Source organism: Cytobacillus oceanisediminis, from assembly GCF_003182355.1.
GTDB classification, from domain to species: Bacteria; Bacillota; Bacilli; order Bacillales; family Cytobacillaceae; genus Cytobacillus; species Cytobacillus oceanisediminis_A.
Map to the genome: position 1 here is coordinate 41,551 of NZ_QGTW01000005.1, position 17,281 is coordinate 58,831.

The 17,281-nt window shown below is 43.0% G+C and carries 15 protein-coding genes; 3 read left to right on the plus strand and 12 right to left on the minus strand.

The window, feature by feature from the left end; all coding sequences use genetic code 11:
• Window positions 1-130 precede the first annotated feature (130 nt).
• On the plus strand, window positions 131-1,396 hold the full coding sequence (locus DFO73_RS11050) for a S8 family peptidase (RefSeq protein WP_110064851.1): 1,266 nt from the start codon (window positions 131-133) through the stop codon (window positions 1,394-1,396).
• A 265-nt stretch (window positions 1,397-1,661) separates the two neighbouring features.
• Here the strand turns inward: DFO73_RS11050 and tatC are convergent, their stop codons facing one another.
• From tatC to DFO73_RS11070, 4 genes are all read right to left on the minus strand, one after another.
• Window positions 1,662-2,387: a twin-arginine translocase subunit TatC gene (tatC, locus tag DFO73_RS11055; protein WP_110064852.1), complete on the minus strand. Its 726-nt coding sequence runs from the start codon at window positions 2,385-2,387 to the stop codon at window positions 1,662-1,664.
• 56 nt (window positions 2,388-2,443) lie between these two features.
• Entirely contained in the window at window positions 2,444-2,635 is a 192-nt protein-coding gene (locus DFO73_RS11060) for a twin-arginine translocase TatA/TatE family subunit (protein WP_110064853.1), read from the minus strand.
• A gap of 9 nt (window positions 2,636-2,644) precedes the next feature.
• Window positions 2,645-4,285 carry a PhoX family protein gene (locus DFO73_RS11065; RefSeq protein ID WP_110064854.1) on the minus strand — a complete coding sequence of 547 codons (1,641 nt, stop codon included), beginning with the start codon at window positions 4,283-4,285 and terminating at the stop codon, window positions 2,645-2,647.
• A 240-nt stretch (window positions 4,286-4,525) separates the two neighbouring features.
• On the minus strand, window positions 4,526-5,983 hold the full coding sequence (locus DFO73_RS11070) for an alanine/glycine:cation symporter family protein (RefSeq protein ID WP_110064855.1): 1,458 nt from the start codon (window positions 5,981-5,983) through the stop codon (window positions 4,526-4,528).
• A 275-nt stretch (window positions 5,984-6,258) separates the two neighbouring features.
• On the opposite strand from DFO73_RS11070, the gene DFO73_RS11075 reads away from it, so the two are divergent.
• Entirely contained in the window at window positions 6,259-7,467 is a 1,209-nt protein-coding gene (locus tag DFO73_RS11075; RefSeq protein ID WP_110064856.1) for an MFS transporter, read from the plus strand.
• 188 nt (window positions 7,468-7,655) lie between these two features.
• Here DFO73_RS11075 and DFO73_RS11080 read toward each other — a convergent pair whose 3' ends face one another.
• The 7 genes from DFO73_RS11080 to DFO73_RS11110 form a co-directional block, all read right to left on the minus strand.
• Window positions 7,656-8,021 (minus strand): VOC family protein, encoded by a 366-nt coding sequence (locus DFO73_RS11080; protein ID WP_110064857.1) that lies wholly within the window; start codon window positions 8,019-8,021, stop codon window positions 7,656-7,658.
• 349 nt (window positions 8,022-8,370) lie between these two features.
• Window positions 8,371-9,702: a CoA-disulfide reductase gene (locus DFO73_RS11085; protein WP_110064858.1), complete on the minus strand. Its 1,332-nt coding sequence runs from the start codon at window positions 9,700-9,702 to the stop codon at window positions 8,371-8,373.
• 132 nt (window positions 9,703-9,834) lie between these two features.
• On the minus strand, window positions 9,835-10,623 hold the full coding sequence (locus DFO73_RS11090) for a class II aldolase/adducin family protein (protein WP_110064859.1): 789 nt from the start codon (window positions 10,621-10,623) through the stop codon (window positions 9,835-9,837).
• A gap of 410 nt (window positions 10,624-11,033) precedes the next feature.
• Window positions 11,034-12,311, minus strand: coding sequence for a S8 family peptidase (locus DFO73_RS11095; RefSeq protein WP_110064860.1), 1,278 nt, complete (start codon window positions 12,309-12,311; stop codon window positions 11,034-11,036).
• 381 nt (window positions 12,312-12,692) lie between these two features.
• Window positions 12,693-13,757: an S-methyl-5-thioribose-1-phosphate isomerase gene (gene mtnA / locus DFO73_RS11100; protein WP_219993429.1), complete on the minus strand. Its 1,065-nt coding sequence runs from the start codon at window positions 13,755-13,757 to the stop codon at window positions 12,693-12,695.
• Window positions 13,758-13,769: 12 nt separating this feature from the next.
• Complete coding sequence (gene mtnK / locus DFO73_RS11105) at window positions 13,770-14,993, minus strand: S-methyl-5-thioribose kinase (protein ID WP_110064862.1); 1,224 nt, start codon at window positions 14,991-14,993, stop codon at window positions 13,770-13,772.
• 406 nt (window positions 14,994-15,399) lie between these two features.
• Window positions 15,400-16,215 carry an STAS domain-containing protein gene (locus DFO73_RS11110; RefSeq protein ID WP_110064863.1) on the minus strand — a complete coding sequence of 272 codons (816 nt, stop codon included), beginning with the start codon at window positions 16,213-16,215 and terminating at the stop codon, window positions 15,400-15,402.
• A gap of 152 nt (window positions 16,216-16,367) precedes the next feature.
• Here DFO73_RS11110 and DFO73_RS11115 point away from each other — a divergent pair, with 152 nt between their 5' ends.
• Complete coding sequence (locus DFO73_RS11115) at window positions 16,368-16,904, plus strand: GNAT family N-acetyltransferase (RefSeq protein WP_110064864.1); 537 nt, start codon at window positions 16,368-16,370, stop codon at window positions 16,902-16,904.
• Window positions 16,905-16,965: 61 nt separating this feature from the next.
• On the opposite strand, the gene DFO73_RS29815 is transcribed toward DFO73_RS11115, so the two are convergent.
• Window positions 16,966-17,121 (minus strand): GNAT family N-acetyltransferase, encoded by a 156-nt coding sequence (locus DFO73_RS29815; RefSeq protein WP_110064865.1) that lies wholly within the window; start codon window positions 17,119-17,121, stop codon window positions 16,966-16,968.
• Between the last annotated feature and the right edge of the window lie 160 nt (window positions 17,122-17,281).

The window sequence follows — 17,281 nt, forward strand, 5'->3', positions numbered from 1 at the left end:
CCTCTGAATAATAGTCTAAAAAGCCCAAATTCTGGCAAAATAGTACAGTTTAACTATTTTGAATTTTTTAAATATAATGAAAGTACAGCTTTATGCTGTGACAAATACATAGTTTGAGAGGAGATTTTGGATGAAGAAAAAAAGAGTAATTGGGTCAGCAGTACTAAGTGTAGCAATGGGGCTTTCTGTATTTGCGTCTGGGGCGTTCGGCCAGCAAGTTGAGAGCAAAGAAACCTACCGGGTCATGATTCAGGGGCCAAGCGCTGAAAAAGCGAAGGCAAAAGCAAACTATGGCGTGCGCTGGGATTTTGGCCAGAATGGTTTTACTACAACGGTAAACGCGAAACAGTATCAAGCATTATTGAATAATAAAAATTTGGAGATTGATCGAGTGGACCAGGTTAACCTAACCCCCGTCAGCAAGGAATCTGCTGCTAAACCAGGAACAGAGGCTGCTGCTGTTCCTGCAGATAGCACTCCGTGGGGAATTGAAGCAATTTATAATGACAGTGCGATCCAAAGCACCTCCGGCGGAAACGGGGTAAAAGTGGCAGTGCTAGACACTGGGGTAAACACTGCACATGCTGACCTCGCAGGTCAGGAAGAGCAATGTAAAGACTTCACTCAAAGGAAATCACCTTTAATTAACGGAAGCTGTGATGACAAAAATGGACATGGCACGCATGTTGCCGGTACTGTTTTAGCTCATGGCGGGGCTAGTGGACAAGGAGTTTATGGTGTTGCACCTGAAGCTGACTTATGGGCATATAAAGTGTTGAACGACAGAGGTTCAGGCTACTCCGATGATATCGCAGGCGCTATTCAGCATGCGGCAGATCAAGCAGTCAGCACTGGTTCAAAAGTAGTCATCTCCATGTCATTAGGTTCAAGTTCAAAGAGCTCACTGATTGCAGATGCCGTTGATTATGCATATGGAAAAGGTGTTTTAGTTGTGGCAGCAGCTGGAAACTCAGGCCCAGACGATAACACAATCGGCTATCCAGGTGCTCTAGTCAATGCAATTGCAGTTGCTGCTTTGGAAGATGTCCAGGAAAACGGCTCATACCGTGTAGCAGACTTCTCTTCTCGCGGAAACCCTGATACTGACGGCGACTATGTCATCCAGGAACGCGATGTTGAACTATCGGCACCAGGAAGAGCGATTGAATCTACTTGGTTTGACGGAACATACAACACAATAAGCGGTACTTCCATGGCTACTCCGCACATATCCGGACTGGCAGCAAAGATTTGGGCTGAAAACCCTGCTTTGACTCACACTGGCCTTCGCGAAGAGCTTCAAACCCGTTCCAAGCAATATGACATCCTTGGCGGAACAGGAGCTGCAGCTGGTGATGATTACGCGTCAGGATTTGGTTTCCCTCGCGTGAAATAATAGAATAATAGAGAAAGCTTGGACCCTATTCGATCCAAGCTTTTTTAGTGAGTTGATGACCGTTCCCGGCAAGTGAAAAAAGTGTCAGTTGCTAATATAATTGAAAAGTTGCTAATAAATGACTCCGAGTTGCAAATAAACCGAAAAAGTTGCTAATAAAATGACCAAAGTTGCTAATAAAAGATATGGACATGAACAAAACCATCGTGATTTTCACTGACAGGTTTAGTTTTTTTAGTGGTTTTTACTATTAAACCTACATTTTTCACTGTAAAGCCGCCTGTTTTTTCATTTTCCGGCTATAAATAATCTTTGATAAGCTGACACTTGCCTCATAAAGAAGCAATAATGGCAGTGTGACCAGAATATCTGATATGAAATCTGGAGGTGTAACCAAAATCGCAACAACAATCAGCACAAAATAAGCATACTTTCTTATTTTCTGCAGTGAATATGGATTGATGATGCCGAGACTGGTCAGGAACATGATCACGACTGGAAGTTCAAATAAAAAACCGAACGGCAATGTTAAATGAAGCACGAATTTAAAATACTTTTCCGTTGTAAAAAAAGCGGTAAACATTTCACCTGATAAGGCCATTAAAAAATTCAGGACAAGCGGCAGCAGGACAAAATAGCCAAATGAAATGCCGGTTAAAAACAAGAAAAATAGAGCCGGAATATAGGATAATGTTACTTTTCTTTCTGCTTTTGTCAGGGCTGGGCTGACGAACAGCCAGATTTGGTGGGCGGCAACCGGGATAGCACCTGCTATCGCGACCACGGATGCTAGCATAAAATAGACCCAGAGAATTTCAGAAGGTCCCAGAACAGCCAGCTTAAAATCCAAGTCTTTTACAAGCCATTCGTAAATATCCTTTACAAATATAAAGGATAGCGCTAAAAAAACAATAAAGGTTACAGCAATAATAATCAGCCTTTTGCGAAGCTCCTCAAAATGCTGAAGGACGTTGACTGCCTGATCATTCATGTTCAAACACCTCAATAGCAAAAGGAAGGAAGAAACTCTCTTCCTCCCTCTTATTTTTATAGTAATTCTTTCTGCTTTTTCTCTTCAGTTGGCTGGTCATCTGAGACAAGCTCGCGTGTTGATTTCTTAAACTCTTTCAAGGTTGTTCCAAATGCCCTCCCAATTTCCGGAAGCTTTGATGGACCGAAAATGATTAGCGCCAATACCAATACTAAAATTAATCCTGGAATTCCTATATTTGATAGCATGTTAACCTCCTAGTATTTAAAGCCTGTGATTGCCACAACACCCGGACGCGGCATAGTATCTCCCTTGCGGTGGGGCCATCTGCTTGTCAGATTGTTCAAGTCTGCGGTTTCTTCTCCCGGATGCTGGATGGACAGGAATAATGCTGTTTCATTTGGAGTAAAAGACGGTCCTGTTAATTCAGCTTCAACAGGTGCTGATGCGAACTGGAATGCTTCGCCTGCATTTTTTCCGATGGTTGGGATAACGAACATGCCATTATTGGCAAAGTGTGTGTAAATGCCGCTATTCAGTTTGCTTGATGACATATCAGTAACAGTCCAAAGGTTGCCAAGGCTATCAAACGTTAAATTGTCAGGGGCACTGAATCCGCTTTGCTTTCCGCCCGCTGCGAAAATCTCAAAATCGAATGTTAATGCACCCAGATCATCGCCTTCTTCTATAAATCTGGTAATATGCCCGTGGAAGTTTCCATGTCTGTCATTATTCGTATGGGCGATAAAGACAGTTTTATCAAATGGGCTGATTTCCACATCTTCCGGACGGTCGGTTGGCGTTCCGCCTACCAGAAGTGCTGCTTCATGGCAGTTCACGACAACATCAGCCTGAGTCTGAAACATTTCTAATAGCTCTGGCTTGCTCTTGGCAGCATTACGAACATTTTCAATCGTTAGAGGCACCCATTTGCCGCTGCCCATATTGGCTACATATAGAGTTCCTTCTTCAAGAAGGTCGGCATTTGACTTGCCGCGCGATTCTACATATTTATTTTTGCTGATAAATTTATAGACACAGGCATCCTTTTTGTCATCGCCCATGTACACAACAACACGGTTGTCATTTGTCAGGCCAACTGCTGCATTTTCATGGTTGAAACGCCCAAGGCCAGTATGTTTGCGCGGTTTAAAGTTGGGATCAAATGGGTCAATTTCCACAATCCATCCGTAATGTGTATCATTCAATCCTGCATCCTTTGCTGTGTTTTCAAAGTTTTCTTCTGCTGATAAAACAGTTCCCCATAAAGTCATTCCGCCTGAGCAATTGGCAAAAGTTCCTTGAACATTGGTTGCACCCGCAACTGCTTTAGAACCTCTCGCAGGGCCTGTTAGCTGAAATGAAGTAAGACCTGTAATGCGGCGTGCATATTTTGATTTTGTGTCCATTTTCCAGGTCCCATCTTTATCGCGGTACACTTCGATAATGGATCCGCCCTGGTTGTAGAGCATTTTTTGAATTTGTGCAGCTGTATAGTTGCCACTTGCCGGCTTTACCCCATGGACAAATATTTCACTTGAGTATTCGTGGTTTACCCATAATAAACCGCGCTTGTCTCCATCAATGGGAAAATATAATGTAAAGTCATTGTTAAAACCAAATGTGTCCCCTTTTTGGTTGATGACATCTCCATATGCTGCCACAACATCATATTTATACCCGCGCGGAAGAACCAGGTCATCCTTATCCGTAGGATCAATTGGCTTAAAATTCAAACCAGAGATTTTCTTTTGGAATCCGAATAGATGGGAAGCCGCTTCTGCACCTTTGGCTTCCGCCTTTGGCACCATTGCTCCTAAACCAGCGGAAGCAACTGTTAAAGCCCCCACTCCCGTACCTACATATGTTAAGAATTTGCGGCGATTTAATTCAGTCATCCTATAGCACCTCTTCTTTTCGTTTAAAAATGTTTGCATTTTATTTATGTATCAATCCCAACTACAATGGTAGTGGACAATTATTAAGAGAATGCTAAGGAATAACCAATAAATTGTAAAATTAGATTAAAGATTGTAAAAATAAAAAAGCTTGACGGGTCGCAGATAGACAGTTTTCAAAGATTAAACTCCCTAATAAAAAAATGCCCGGCATCAGCCGGACATCCTTTAACTTTTCTATTAAGATACTTTTTCTTCCTGATGCTTGTATTCTTCTTCCCAATACTCTGCATTTTTAATGCCAAGCTTTTTGGAATTGAATACAGGATCAAGTCCTTGCTTCTTCTGGGCTTCATAGTCTCTCAATGCGATTAAGGCTGGTTTCGCAAGGATTAGAATTGCGATTACGTTAAGCCAAACCATTAATCCCAGACCGACATCTCCAAGCGCCCACGCAAGGCCTGCTGTCTTTACAGCACCATAGAAAGTGGCACCAAGTAAAACTAATTTAAGAACAAACATGGCAATTTTGCTATTTTTATCGCTTACTAAGTAAGCTACGTTTGTTTCAGCCATATAGTAGTAAGCCATGATTGTTGTAAATGCGAAGAAGAATAGTGATACAGCAACAAAGCCTGCTCCGAATCCTGGAAGTACTGATTCAACAGCTGCCTGTGTATAACCAGGACCAGCCTCAACACCAGGAAGGTTTTCTACTATAGGAGTAGTCCCATCTGCTCCGACAGTGTTGAACATTCCAGTAAATAGAATCATGAAAGCAGTTGCGGAACATACAAACAATGTATCGATATATACTGAGAACGCCTGTACAAGACCTTGTTTGGCAGGATGGGAAACCTCGGCTGCAGCTGCAGCGTGCGGCCCAGTACCCTGTCCGGCTTCATTGGAATAGATACCGCGCTTTACGCCCCAGGCGATTGCGCTTCCGATGATGCCTCCAAACATGGAATCAGCGCCGAATGCACTGCTGAAAATTAAAGAAATAACGCCAGGCAATTCGCCTAAATTCATGCCAATAATAATTAAAGCAACAATAATATAACCAACTGCCATGAATGGCACAGTATACTGCGCAACAGTCGCAATACGCTTTACCCCGCCAAAAATGATAAGAGCCAGCAAGCCGACAATAACTAGGCCCGTTACAGCTTTATTAATGCCAAATGCATTTTCCATTCCCAAGGCAATTGAATTTGACTGGATTCCTGGCATTAACAGGGCCATCGCCAACAATGTCGAAATCGCAAAGAGAACGGCAAACCATTTGATTCCAATTCCTTTTTCAATGTAATAAGCAGGTCCGCCTCGGTAGACACCATCTTTTTTCACTTTGTAAATTTGGGCTAATGTGGACTCAACGAATGCACTGCCTGCTCCGATAAAAGCAATTGTCCACATCCAGAAAACGGCACCGGGACCGCCCATTGCTATAGCAGTAGCAGTACCTGCAATGTTACCAGTTCCTACGCGGCCTGAAAGAGCAATAGATAAGGCCTGAAAAGACGAAACGCCCGCTGCGGAACTTTTTCCTCTGAACATAAGCAAAACCATGTCCTTGATATGCCGGACCTGTAAAAACCGGGTTAGGATAGAAAACAGCAATCCTACACCAAGCAAGATGTAAATAACCGGTGTACTCCATAAGATACTATTAAGCTGATTAACAAAAGCTTCCAAACAACTTCCCCCTTTTATTATATATTCTGAATCTTTTTCCTATTAAGAATTATAGATTATAGACTGTTATATTACAATGATTTTTTAACGGACATACTGAATAATGTCATAGTACTTTTTGACTTGCTTTACTTTTTCCGGAACCAGAGATCGTTTTGTTCAGTGATAATGGGTTAAATAGAATTATAGAGAACATTAGCCTTCCTATTTTCGGAAATTTCCGCTATTATATATTTAGGGAAACGAAATGTTGACCGGAAAGAAGTGTTTCAATCATGAATAAAAAAATAAAACGCAATTTAATGATCATGTGGTTCGCCAATTTCTTTGTGGCCGGCAGCATGACAATGGTACTTCCATTTATCTCATTATATATAGAAACGTTTGGAAACCATTCCGCGACCTTTGTTCAGAATTGGGCGGGCTGGACGTTTGCGATTACATTCGTTACCGCATTTCTTTTTTCTCCGGTTTGGGGAAGAATCGGAGACCTTTTCGGACGCAAAAAAATACTGATTCTGTCCGGGATTGGAATGGGCTTATCGATATTCATGATGGGTTATGTAACCAATGTCTGGCAGCTGTTTTTCCTAAGGTTGTTTATGGGCATTTTTACAGGCTTCATCGGGATGTCACAGGCGTTTATTTCTACACAGACTCCTAAGGAAATTGCCGGAAGAGTGATGGGCACCCTGCAGACGGGAAGCATCACAGGTTCCCTGATGGGCCCGCTTCTTGGCGGAGCTTTGGCTGATTTATTCGGATTTGCAGATACGTTTAAATGGACCTCTGTTGCCATCTTTGTCTCCGCTCTCCTTGTATTTTTCACAAAGGAATATAAAGTTGAGACCCAAAAGGGAGAAAAGACCCGCTACTCAAGCAAAGCCGTTATCCAGCATATTATCCGCAACCCGGTTCTGCTGACAGTTATGCTGATTTCAACTCTTGTTCAAATGGCACACTTCAGCATTCAGCCTATTCTTTCTTTATATGTCAGTGAATTGCACGGGCCGGAAAATCTGGCCTTTTTTGCCGGAATTGCATTTTCTGCGGCAGGTGTCGGAAATTTATTAATGGCAAGACAATGGGGAAAAATCGGGGACCAGCATGGATATATAAAGACTTTGGTTGTTCTTCTGCTCCTCGCTGGCGTTTTTTACTTGCCCGGCGGCTTCGTCACTAACATGTGGCAGCTTGTCCTTGTCCGATTTGCGCTTGGTGTGACAATCGGAGGCATTATTCCTGTCCGAATCGCGTATATCCGCCAGGAAGCGCCGGTTGCCATGCAGGGTGAAGTGCTTGGCTACAACACAAGCCTCCGCTTCTTCGGAAACATTATCGGACCTGTCATGGGCGGTTTAATCTCCGCATACTTTGGCTTTTCAGCTGTGTTCGTTGTAACCAGTTCATTGCTGATCTTAAGCGGACTGATTTTGCTGGGTGCGATGAACCGCCATCCTAACCTGGCGAGGGATTCCTATTAGCGGAAGCCGTTTTGAAGAGTTATTAGAAGATTTATGCCCAAAACGATTTATCAGCTCTAAATTCATTTTTTTGATGAATAATCTATTTTATCAGCGAATTTTAAACGATTTCAGTGTAAACCTGATTTTATTTATTAATGAATCTAATCTAAAAAGCTGCTCCCTATTTTCACGGGGCAGCTTTTTGTTTATTCGCTAAAATGGCAGACTCCAAGTTTATTTCCATCAAGGTCTTCGAACTCAAACCACTTAGCAGTCCTATCATCCTGGAGCGGCTCTGCTTTAACCCTGTGCTGGAGCAAATGGCGGTGGGCTATTTCAATATCAACAACAAAGAAGTTAAAAGAGATATGTGAATCTTTCCTTTCCTTGATCCTTTCGGTTGACCGGACTAGCGTTAAAGGTGTCTCACCAATTTCCAGGGCTGCATATCCGCCCTGATCATCCTTCCATCTTACCGGAAATCCCAGTACTGTGCTATACCAATCAATTGCTTTTTCAAAATCTTTAACCTGAAGAAAGACGGTGTCAATTCTTTTAAACATGCCAGACATTTGATACCTCCACAAAAACCCTATTTATATGGAAATATTCAACATACTTATTCAATCTCCTTTTTAAAATGCAAGGCTCTGTTAAACTTGCCTGTTGATTTCCGCTTCATGCTCAGCGAACCGCGGGCGGTCCGTCGCTCCTCAGGCAATAAGCCTGCGGGGTCTCCCTTTGACTCGCTTCTCCCGCAGGACTTTGAATAAGCTTCCTTGATTTTACACCGCACGAAGGAAATGCGAATGCATCTTCGAGGATCTCGCGCCTTCCGCTCCAATCAGCAGGGTGCAAATATCAAAATTGAGCTTTAACAGAGCCAAATGCAAAAAAGCCAGCATTTCAGCTGGCTTTCTATTACTTAGCTGCGTTGCTGGCAATATGGATTGCGTCCCAAACACCGGCAAATGGCGGTGCATAGCATAGGTCAACCATGCCAAGTTCATCGGCAGGCATGTTATTATGGATGGCCACCGCAAACACGTCGATTCTCAGGACGACGCCTTTGTTGCCGATTGCATGGGCGCCAAGAATTCGCTTCGACTCTTTTTCACAAATGAGCTTGATCCATATGGGTGTCGGATTTGGATAATAGCTCGGATGGTCTGCAGCCTTCACAAATTCGGTTGAGTAGCCGATGCCCATCTTTTTCACATCTTCCTCGGAAAGCCCTGTTCTGCCAAGCTCCATGTTAAAAATTTTAATGGCTGCACTTCCCAGTGTTCCCACATACTTTTCATGGCTTCCGGCTATATTGGCTCCTGCAAGGCGGCCACATTTATTGGCATTGGTTCCGAGCGGGATATAATCGTTTTCTTCAAGCACTTTATGATAGACTTGCGCACAGTCTCCTGCTGCATATACATCCTCAATATTCGTGCGCATTTCGCGATCAATAATGATGGCGCCATTTTCGGCTAATTGAATGCCCGATCCTTCCAGGAATTTCGTCGCAGGCCTTACGCCAACTGCAACCAGCACCAAGTCAGCTTTGTATGTGCCTTTATCCGTTTTCACGCTTTCCACTTTTTTGTCTCCGCTGAAGCTCTCTACCCTTTCACCCAGGTTCAGTTCAACGCCATTTTCCAGGATTTCTTTTTCAGCAATGTCTGTTATTTCTTTATCAAAAGGCGCAAGAATCCGCTCTCCCATTTCAATGACTCTGACATTTTTGCCGATCGTTTTCATCGCTTCTACTACTTCGATACCAATATAGCCGCCGCCAACAATAACAACATCCTTCACTCCAGAATTATGGCCAATTTCTTTTAATACCATCCCATCTTCTAGCGTCTTCAGCATATGGATGTTCTCAAGGTCTGCACCTGGAAAAGGCGGCATTATTGGACACGTACCTGTACCTATCATTAGCTTATCGTATGTATCAGTAAAAGTTTTATTGCTTGCTAGATCATTAACAGTTACTTCTTTCTTTCTCGTATCCACTTTAACCACTTCATGCTGGAGAAAGGTTTTGATGCCCCTCTCGGAAAATTGCTCTTGTGTCCTGGCAATCATTTTTCGATAGTCATCATTTTCGCCTGAAACATAATAGGGAAGTCCACAGGCTCCATAGGATAAAAATTTGCCTTTTTCATACACAACGATTTCGGCTTTATCATCCATTCTCCTTAGCTTTGAAGCGGCTGACATGCTCGCTGCCACCCCGCCAATCACTAGTAGTTTCATAGGGATCTCTCCTAACGTCTCATTCAATGGCCGTTTTTTATTTAAGCGTTTTCAACATAGTTTTAGTTAAAAGAAGCAATTTATTCATTTATGTAAAACAGCTTCTATACCCTTATAGCTATCCTAATTTGATTATTTTATAACGTTTTTCAGGACTTCTTCTGTAACCTTTTTGACAATAAGCTCGATCATTTCTCCAGACAGCCCCGCCGTTGTTTCAGCTTTCCGTTCGCTGTTTGGAACTGGGATTCCGCCTGTTTGGATGCCCATTTTTTCGCGGATAGAGATAAGCTCTGCAATTTGCCCGGTGGTTAATTCATTTGATTTTTGAATAATATGGTTGGAATACAGCAGCATGAGCGCATAATGCTCAAGCGATTCCATTCTGAAGTATGCTTCTGTAATGTTTCTGCCCCAGGTTAATGCACCGTGGTTGGCGAGAAGGACGGCATTATAATCCTTGCAATATGGTGCAATGGAATCAGGCACTTCCTGTGTTCCCGGTGTAGCATACGGTGCAACCGGAACTTTGCCAAGCAACACGATGGCTTCTGGTGAAACGGGCTTATCAAGGCCTATCCCGGCAATCGCAAACGATGTTGCCACAGGCGGATGGGCATGAACGACTGCTGTTGCTTCCGGATTCTCCTGATATACTCTTAGATGCATTTTCACTTCTGAAGAAGGTTTATTTGCTCCTTCCAAAACATTGCCGGAGAGATCCATTTTGACCATCATGCCAGGAGCCATAAAGCCTTTGCTTACTCCTGTAGGTGTCGTCCAGATTTCATTATCGCCTGTTTTAATAGAAATGTTCCCGTCATTAGCCGCTACAAAATTTTTATTATATACTCTCCTGCCCATTTCACAGATAAGTTCTTTTGCTTCTTTATCGCTTATATATGTATATGAATCAGCCATGGCTGCCATCTCCTTTCTTTTATATCCTCTCCTATTGTATATTCTAAATCGGTTTGCATCAGCAATTTTTAAAACTTTTATTCCTTTAGTTTGTCCGTTGATTTCCGCTCAAGCGCTCAGCGAACGGCTGGCGGCCATAAATTCTCCTCGTCGATATGTGTCTGCGGGGTCTCCTTATGACTCGCTTCTCCCGGTTGACATTGAATAAGCATCCTTGAATAGTTACCGCACGAAGGAAATGCGAATGTATTTTCGAGGAGTCTCGTGCCATCCGCTCCAATCAACAGAGAACTATAATCAACAATCCATGTTTCGCTAAAATTTGATCATTTCCGCGGAAATATTTTCAATTTCGCGATTCCAAAAAACCGCCTGATCATTAGACCAGACGGTTCGGGGGTATATATTAGTTATCTTACTCTAGGGTATCCGAAGCCTGATGCGTAGTCGTCACCAGTTGCTGCTCCGTATCCTCCTTTAATGTCATACTGTTTTGCACGGTTTCTAAGCTCTGTGCGAAGCTGGGTATGGCTCATGTAAGGATTGGAGGACCAGATTTTAGCCGCAAGCCCGGCTACGTGAGGAGTAGCCATAGATGTTCCGCTTATTGTATTGTAGCCGCCGTTGTACCAAGTGGATTCGATGCTGCTTCCTGGAGCAGATACTTCTACATCACGTTCTTGGATATAATAGTCGCCATCCGTGTTCGGGTTGCCGCGGGATGAGAAGTTGGCTACACGGTATGTACCGTTTTGCTGAACATTTTCAAGGGCAGCGACCGCAACTGCATTCACTAAAGCACCAGGGTAGCCGATTGTATTAGCGCTATAGCCGGAGTTTCCTGCTGCAGCAACAATGAGAACGCCTTTGCTGTAAGCATAATCAACAGCGCTGGCAATTAATGAGTCTTTCCCGCTGGAACCCAGTGACATGTTAATAACTACTTTTGAACCAGTGCGGACTGCTTCGTCTGCAACATGTCGGATTGCTCCAGCGATATCATCAGAATATCCTGAACCGTTATCGCCTAAAACCTTGTACGCCCAAAGCTTAGCCTGTGGGGCTACACCATAAATGCCAAGCCCATCATAGCCGCCATTCGCCAAAACTGTACCCGCTACATGAGTTCCGTGACCTTGGCGGTCTGTACAGGAACCATTAACCATAGAGGAATAGTATTGGGTAAAATCTTTACACTGCTCAGCAGAGCCTTCTAAGTCAATATGATTGGTATAAACACCTGTATCAAGAACAGCTACTTTAATTCCGCTTCCGCCAGAAGTGCTGCTGATGCTGCTGTTATTATAAATGGATTCAATTCCCCATGGAGTCTGGTCGCTTGGATATCCTGCCGCTTCCAAAGACATTGCCTCTTTCTTGGATAAAGATGCTTCCGTTCTGACTGTATCAAGTGTAACCTCGCTTACCTTTTCGATCGTGATGTTCTTGTTCTTTAAAAGTGCCTCGTACTGTTTCGCATTAACCTCTGCAGTCAGGCCATTCTTTCCAAAATCCCAGCGTTCCTCGATCTGTGCTTTTACATTTGCCCGCTCAGCTGCAGGTCCCTGAATCAGAACCCTGTAAGCTTCATTTGTCTCCGGCCCTTTTGCAAATGCTCCTGCCGTGAAAACGGATAAACCCATAGTCATACTTAGAAGTGCTGCACCTAATGCCCTTTTTTTCTTCATCCTTTTTCTCCTTTCAATTCTATATTTATTCCTGTCGTTTCATGTTGCTTTTTAAGTATATTTAAAACATTATGACTCTCACAATATGCTAAAATAGGGAATTTACAATCTTTGGAATCAGGCTCAGATTCATAGCTTCTAAAAAGGTATCAGGCCTTTCGACTTATTTACATATATTTTCCACTACTTCTATATTGTTAAATATATATTTTTTACATTTATATTAAGTTTTTACAGAAAATAATAGTTCGAAAGTTGGGGGAAAAGAGTCAAATTACACTCTGACTTTTACAAGTTTTCCAGGGGATATTTTCCTAGTTGAACGCTTTAAAGGCGAAAAGACACGAAAAACCTCCGCCAAAAAGGACGGAGGTTTTTTCATTAATTTTTAAACATCTTAGGCAAGCTTTCACTGTATGGCGCATACGCAATCCCGTTTTCCGTAATAATGCCAGTGATCAATTCATTGTCTGTTACATCAAAAGCAGGGTTATATGTTTGTACATCCTCTGGTGCCATCGGCTTTTCATACCATTTTGAGGTAATTTCATCTGACGGTCTTAGTTCTATATGGATGTCATCCCCGGTTTTACAAACCAAGTCAACCGTTGATAACGGCGCACAAACATAGAATGGAATATTATAATGCTTTGCTAGAATCGCTACACCGGATGTGCCAATTTTATTGGCTGCATCTCCATTTGCCGCTACCCGGTCACAGCCGACAAGCACAGCCTGGATTTTACCTTCTTTCATCACAATGCTCGCCATATTGTCACAAATAAGTGTGACATCGACGCCGGCTTCTTTCAGCTCCCAGGCAGTCAGGCGGGCACCCTGCAGAAGCGGGCGCGTCTCGTCTGCATATACTTTAAAATCATAGCCCTTTTCCTGACCAAGATAAATCGGTGCCAGAGCGGTACCGTATTTTGCGGTCGCAATCGTTCCTGCATTGCAGTGCGTCAGGATGCCCCAGCCGGGCTTGAGAACAGAAAGAGCATGCTGGCCTATTGACTCGCACACCTCTTCATCCTCCGTCCGTATTTTTTCAGCTTCTTCTTTTAGGGCAGATATTACTTCTTTAACACTTTTATCTTCTTCCTTTTGAAAGCGGGCTTCCATGCGGTCGAGCGCCCAAAATAGATTAACGGCAGTCGGCCTTGAAGAAGCCAGATATTCTTTTGCTTTTTTAAAATCGGTATATAGGTCATCATAGGTTTCTGCATTTGATTGCATCGTACCCAAATAGACTCCATATGCAGCGGCAATTCCGATAGCCGGCGCACCGCGAACCTTTAAATGATAGATTGCATCCCATATATCCTTTAATTCTTTTAAATGCAAAAAGTTCTTTTCATATGGAAGAACGGTTTGATCTAAAAGAATAAGCGTGTCATTTTCATCGTCCAATCTGACTGACTGAATTACATCCACAGGTTTTCCCATCATGCTGCCTCCTCAGAATCTTTTTTCACATTTCTTCAGAGCGCTGACAAAGTCGGCTCCTGTTTTGAAAGATTCCCTATCCATAATAAACATTTTTCCGGCTGACAGACAAATCTTTTCTGCTGCAGCTCTGCTGTTTGGGTCTTCAATGGATGTGACATCCTTAACAGATGCCAACCCAATAATTCTTCTGGACAGTTCGAGACCAGTTACAGCCGCAGTGTCACGAAGGACAGTATTAAGATAGTATTCTTTAAAGCCTTCATAGCGGGCCGCTTGTTCGGTTGCCTTTTGATCCCATGCCCTTAAAAATTTATCCTTGAAAAGGTCCACAATGTCTTCAATGGTGTTCTCAAGGTATTCCATCTGGTCGGTTCTAGCTCCACCTTCAGCCATTGTATATTTCGCGTTTACATAAGCGAAAATCAGGTTGGCAATAACGTTTCCAACATCATAGCCAGCAGGCCCGTAAAAGGCAAACTCCGGATCAATGATTTTAGTAGAATCTTTTTTTATAAAAATAGAGCCTGTATGCAGATCGCCATGCAGCAAGGATTGAGTATTGGTCATAAACTCAAACTTGAGCTTGGCAGTCTCAAGCTGAAGTTTCAAATCCCCCCAAATCTCTTCTTGAGCAAACTCTCTTGTCCCCTCAAAAACTTCATTCCTTGGACAATCGTAAAATGGCTCTGTGAACACAAGGTCCTCAGAAATTTCGCACAATTCAGGATTCGTGTATTTTTGGACTAGCCCTTTCTTTTCCTTATGCTCCATCACCACATCTGAAGTAAGGAGTAAAGTATTCACCATAAACGTTGTAATATGGTCGGCAAACAGCGGAAACTTTTCATGCTGCATTAATGCAGTTCTCATGATAGTATGATCAGACAAATCCTCCATTGCGGTACAGTTCATGATTGGATCATAGTTATACACCTTTGGTACAAACCCTTCCGCCAGCTTGTTTTGCAGCTCCAAAATCTCGAATTCAATACGGTTGCGGTCTGGAGAAAGTTTAAACTCATCTGAAATTCTTGCAACAGGCCCGGCCTGTTTAATGATAAGGGACTTATTATTTCTTTGGTCAGTCAGCTTGAATACATAGTTTAAATTGCCATCCCCGATTTCCTTGCATTCCAATTCAGCATCAGGAGCAAAGTAATCCAGCCTTGTTTTTGCATACTCAATAGCTTCCTGCTCATTCATTGTAAAATAAGCAGATGTGAAAACCGTCATGTTAAAGGCCTCCTAATTCATATACGAAACTTTTAAAAAGAATCTATGATTTTATGTATTTTATATATTTTAAAATATCTAAATACTATCACGGGATGGTGGCTTCGACAACATTTTTTTAATAGAAAGCTGTCACTCTTGTCTGCTGATTTCCGCTCCAGGCACTAGCGAACAGCGGGCGGTCCGGGAGCCTTTTCAGCCCCTTAACCCTGCGGTGTTTCCCGGCTATCCGCACTCCCGCAGGATATTGCGTAAGTCTCCTTGAATAAACACCATACAAAGGAAATGGTGAAGCACTTTCGAGGCGCTCGCCCCTTCCTCTCCAATCAACAGAGTGCAAAATAATGAGCTTTTACATTAGTCTAATAAAAAAGGGAGCTGCCACGAGCAGCCCCAATCGGTTTGCCTATTTTATGCTTTTGATCGCCTGCTGGACTGTCGAATAAACCTCAAGGGAAGTCAAATCTATTCCGAGAGTGACTGCTTTTTTGGCCAAGTCGGGGCGCACGCCTGTGGCAATCGTGTTAACGCCCGTCAGAAGGAGAATATTCCGAATATCAAAAATATGCTTGGCAATTTCGATATCAATATTGACCGTCCCTGAGAAATCAATGATCAGGTTCTCAATTCCTAATTGATTTACTTTGGGAACAGCTTTTTCAATAATGATTTGGGCCCGGTCATAATCAATGCTGCCGATTAATGGCAAAATCGCAATGCTGTCCTGAATCGGCACGATGGTAGCAGATAGTTCGTTCACTTGTATCTGGCTTTCTTTAATTAATTTTTGGGTGTGCCGCTCAAAAGCAAATACCGTTTCATTAACGCTTATATCCAGCATATAGTTAACTTTTTTTACAATCGTAATAACTTCATCTGCCGTTAACCCATGCTCATTCCCGATATTTCTTAATCTATCTGTAAAAACAATGCGGGTGTCCGGATATCGGGTGACAATATCCGAGATTTTCCCGCCCATCGCAGCTGCCCGTTCTCCGTTGCCTTTGCTCCATTCGACCAAACCATCAGGAACTTGATCTTCGCTGCTGGCAATCATCGTTCCCAGGAAATTCATAAATTCGATATACATCGAAACAGCTGCTTCAGACTCCTGTTTAGGAATCTCAAAACCGAATCTGCTTACGATTTCTGCCACGATCTCTTCAGATAATGTTTCTGCATTTTGAGTAAGATACGCTGAAACTTTTTGAATAGGCTCCATATGTAAGAATATCTCCTCTCTTATGTCTTGCTTCGATTATAACTTACTATAAATTAAAAGTGGCAATTCGGGTAATAAATTAGGAAAATTTTCCTTAAAAAGGATTGAGCGCTTTTAGCACGAATATTTATTTTAGAAAAGGAGGCGGAGCCATGATTTACCAAACTGGCCCATTGTCTGTCAGGCTTTTAAAACGTTCAGATAATCTCTTATTGCAAAAATGGCTATCCGACCCAGCTGTTTTGGAATTTTACGAAGGACGTGATCGGCCTTTTGATTTGAAATCGGTTAATCAAAAGTTTTTTGACCGTGATGATGGTATAAAACGGTGCCTGGTTGAGTATGAAGGAGCCCGCATAGGTTATATCCAATTTTACGGGCTGGATGAAGAAACCCGTGAACTTTACGGATACAGTGATTTTACTGGGAGCGTATACGGCACGGACCAGTTCATCGGTGAAACCGAATATTGGAACAAAGGCATAGGCACTTTGCTTGTAAAGGCAATGGCTGATTACTTGCTCCATGAGAAGCAAGCCGGCAAATTGGCAATGGACCCGCAAACCCGCAATGAGCGGGCCATTCGCTGCTATGAAAAATGCGGATATAAAAAGGTTAGACTCCTCCCCAAGAACGAGCTCCATGAAGGTGAATACCGGGACTGCTGGGTAATGGAGTATGCCGGCTAGATGTCATTTTGCCGAAACTCGATTTCGAATACCGGGTAATCTTCTTCGTCCTCAAGTGGAATTACCCCAAGCTTTCTATAAAACCCGATCGGGATGGGCTTGAGTTCCATTGCAGCCAGGAAGCCTTCCTGAATTCTGCCCAGTCTTGAATCGATTGGAATAGGTCGGATGCGACTCCTTGTTTACGGTGGGTTGGCAATACGAATAGGTCATGCATCCGGCAAATCTTTTCCCCGTTCTAAGGTGAAAGCCATAATCCTGCGCCCAGCCATACCCTAGAAGCTTCCCGTTTGTTTCCGCCACTGAGAGGAAGTGATCGGAGTTTTCCAGGACTCGGTGAAAACGGAGCTCAGCCTGTTCTAGCTGATCCGCCTTCC

What these genes read in the sequence shown, in the direction of transcription:
- DFO73_RS11050 (WP_110064851.1), top strand. Translation starts at nt 131, where the DNA reads ATGAAGAAAAAAAGAGTAATTGGGTCAGCAGTACTAAGTGTAGCAATG.
- tatC (WP_110064852.1), bottom strand. Translation starts at nt 2,387, where the DNA reads ATGAATGATCAGGCAGTCAACGTCCTTCAGCATTTTGAGGAGCTTCGC.
- DFO73_RS11060 (WP_110064853.1), bottom strand. Translation starts at nt 2,635, where the DNA reads ATGCTATCAAATATAGGAATTCCAGGATTAATTTTAGTATTGGTATTG.
- DFO73_RS11065 (WP_110064854.1), bottom strand. Translation starts at nt 4,285, where the DNA reads ATGACTGAATTAAATCGCCGCAAATTCTTAACATATGTAGGTACGGGA.
- DFO73_RS11075 (WP_110064856.1), top strand. Translation starts at nt 6,259, where the DNA reads ATGAATAAAAAAATAAAACGCAATTTAATGATCATGTGGTTCGCCAAT.
- DFO73_RS11080 (WP_110064857.1), bottom strand. Translation starts at nt 8,021, where the DNA reads ATGTCTGGCATGTTTAAAAGAATTGACACCGTCTTTCTTCAGGTTAAA.
- DFO73_RS11085 (WP_110064858.1), bottom strand. Translation starts at nt 9,702, where the DNA reads ATGAAACTACTAGTGATTGGCGGGGTGGCAGCGAGCATGTCAGCCGCT.
- DFO73_RS11090 (WP_110064859.1), bottom strand. Translation starts at nt 10,623, where the DNA reads ATGGCTGATTCATATACATATATAAGCGATAAAGAAGCAAAAGAACTT.
- DFO73_RS11095 (WP_110064860.1), bottom strand. Translation starts at nt 12,311, where the DNA reads ATGAAGAAAAAAAGGGCATTAGGTGCAGCACTTCTAAGTATGACTATG.
- mtnA (WP_219993429.1), bottom strand. Translation starts at nt 13,757, where the DNA reads ATGGGAAAACCTGTGGATGTAATTCAGTCAGTCAGATTGGACGATGAA.
- mtnK (WP_110064862.1), bottom strand. Translation starts at nt 14,993, where the DNA reads ATGACGGTTTTCACATCTGCTTATTTTACAATGAATGAGCAGGAAGCT.
- DFO73_RS11110 (WP_110064863.1), bottom strand. Translation starts at nt 16,215, where the DNA reads ATGGAGCCTATTCAAAAAGTTTCAGCGTATCTTACTCAAAATGCAGAA.
- DFO73_RS11115 (WP_110064864.1), top strand. Translation starts at nt 16,368, where the DNA reads ATGATTTACCAAACTGGCCCATTGTCTGTCAGGCTTTTAAAACGTTCA.
- DFO73_RS29815 (WP_110064865.1), bottom strand. Translation starts at nt 17,121, where the DNA reads ATGCATGACCTATTCGTATTGCCAACCCACCGTAAACAAGGAGTCGCA.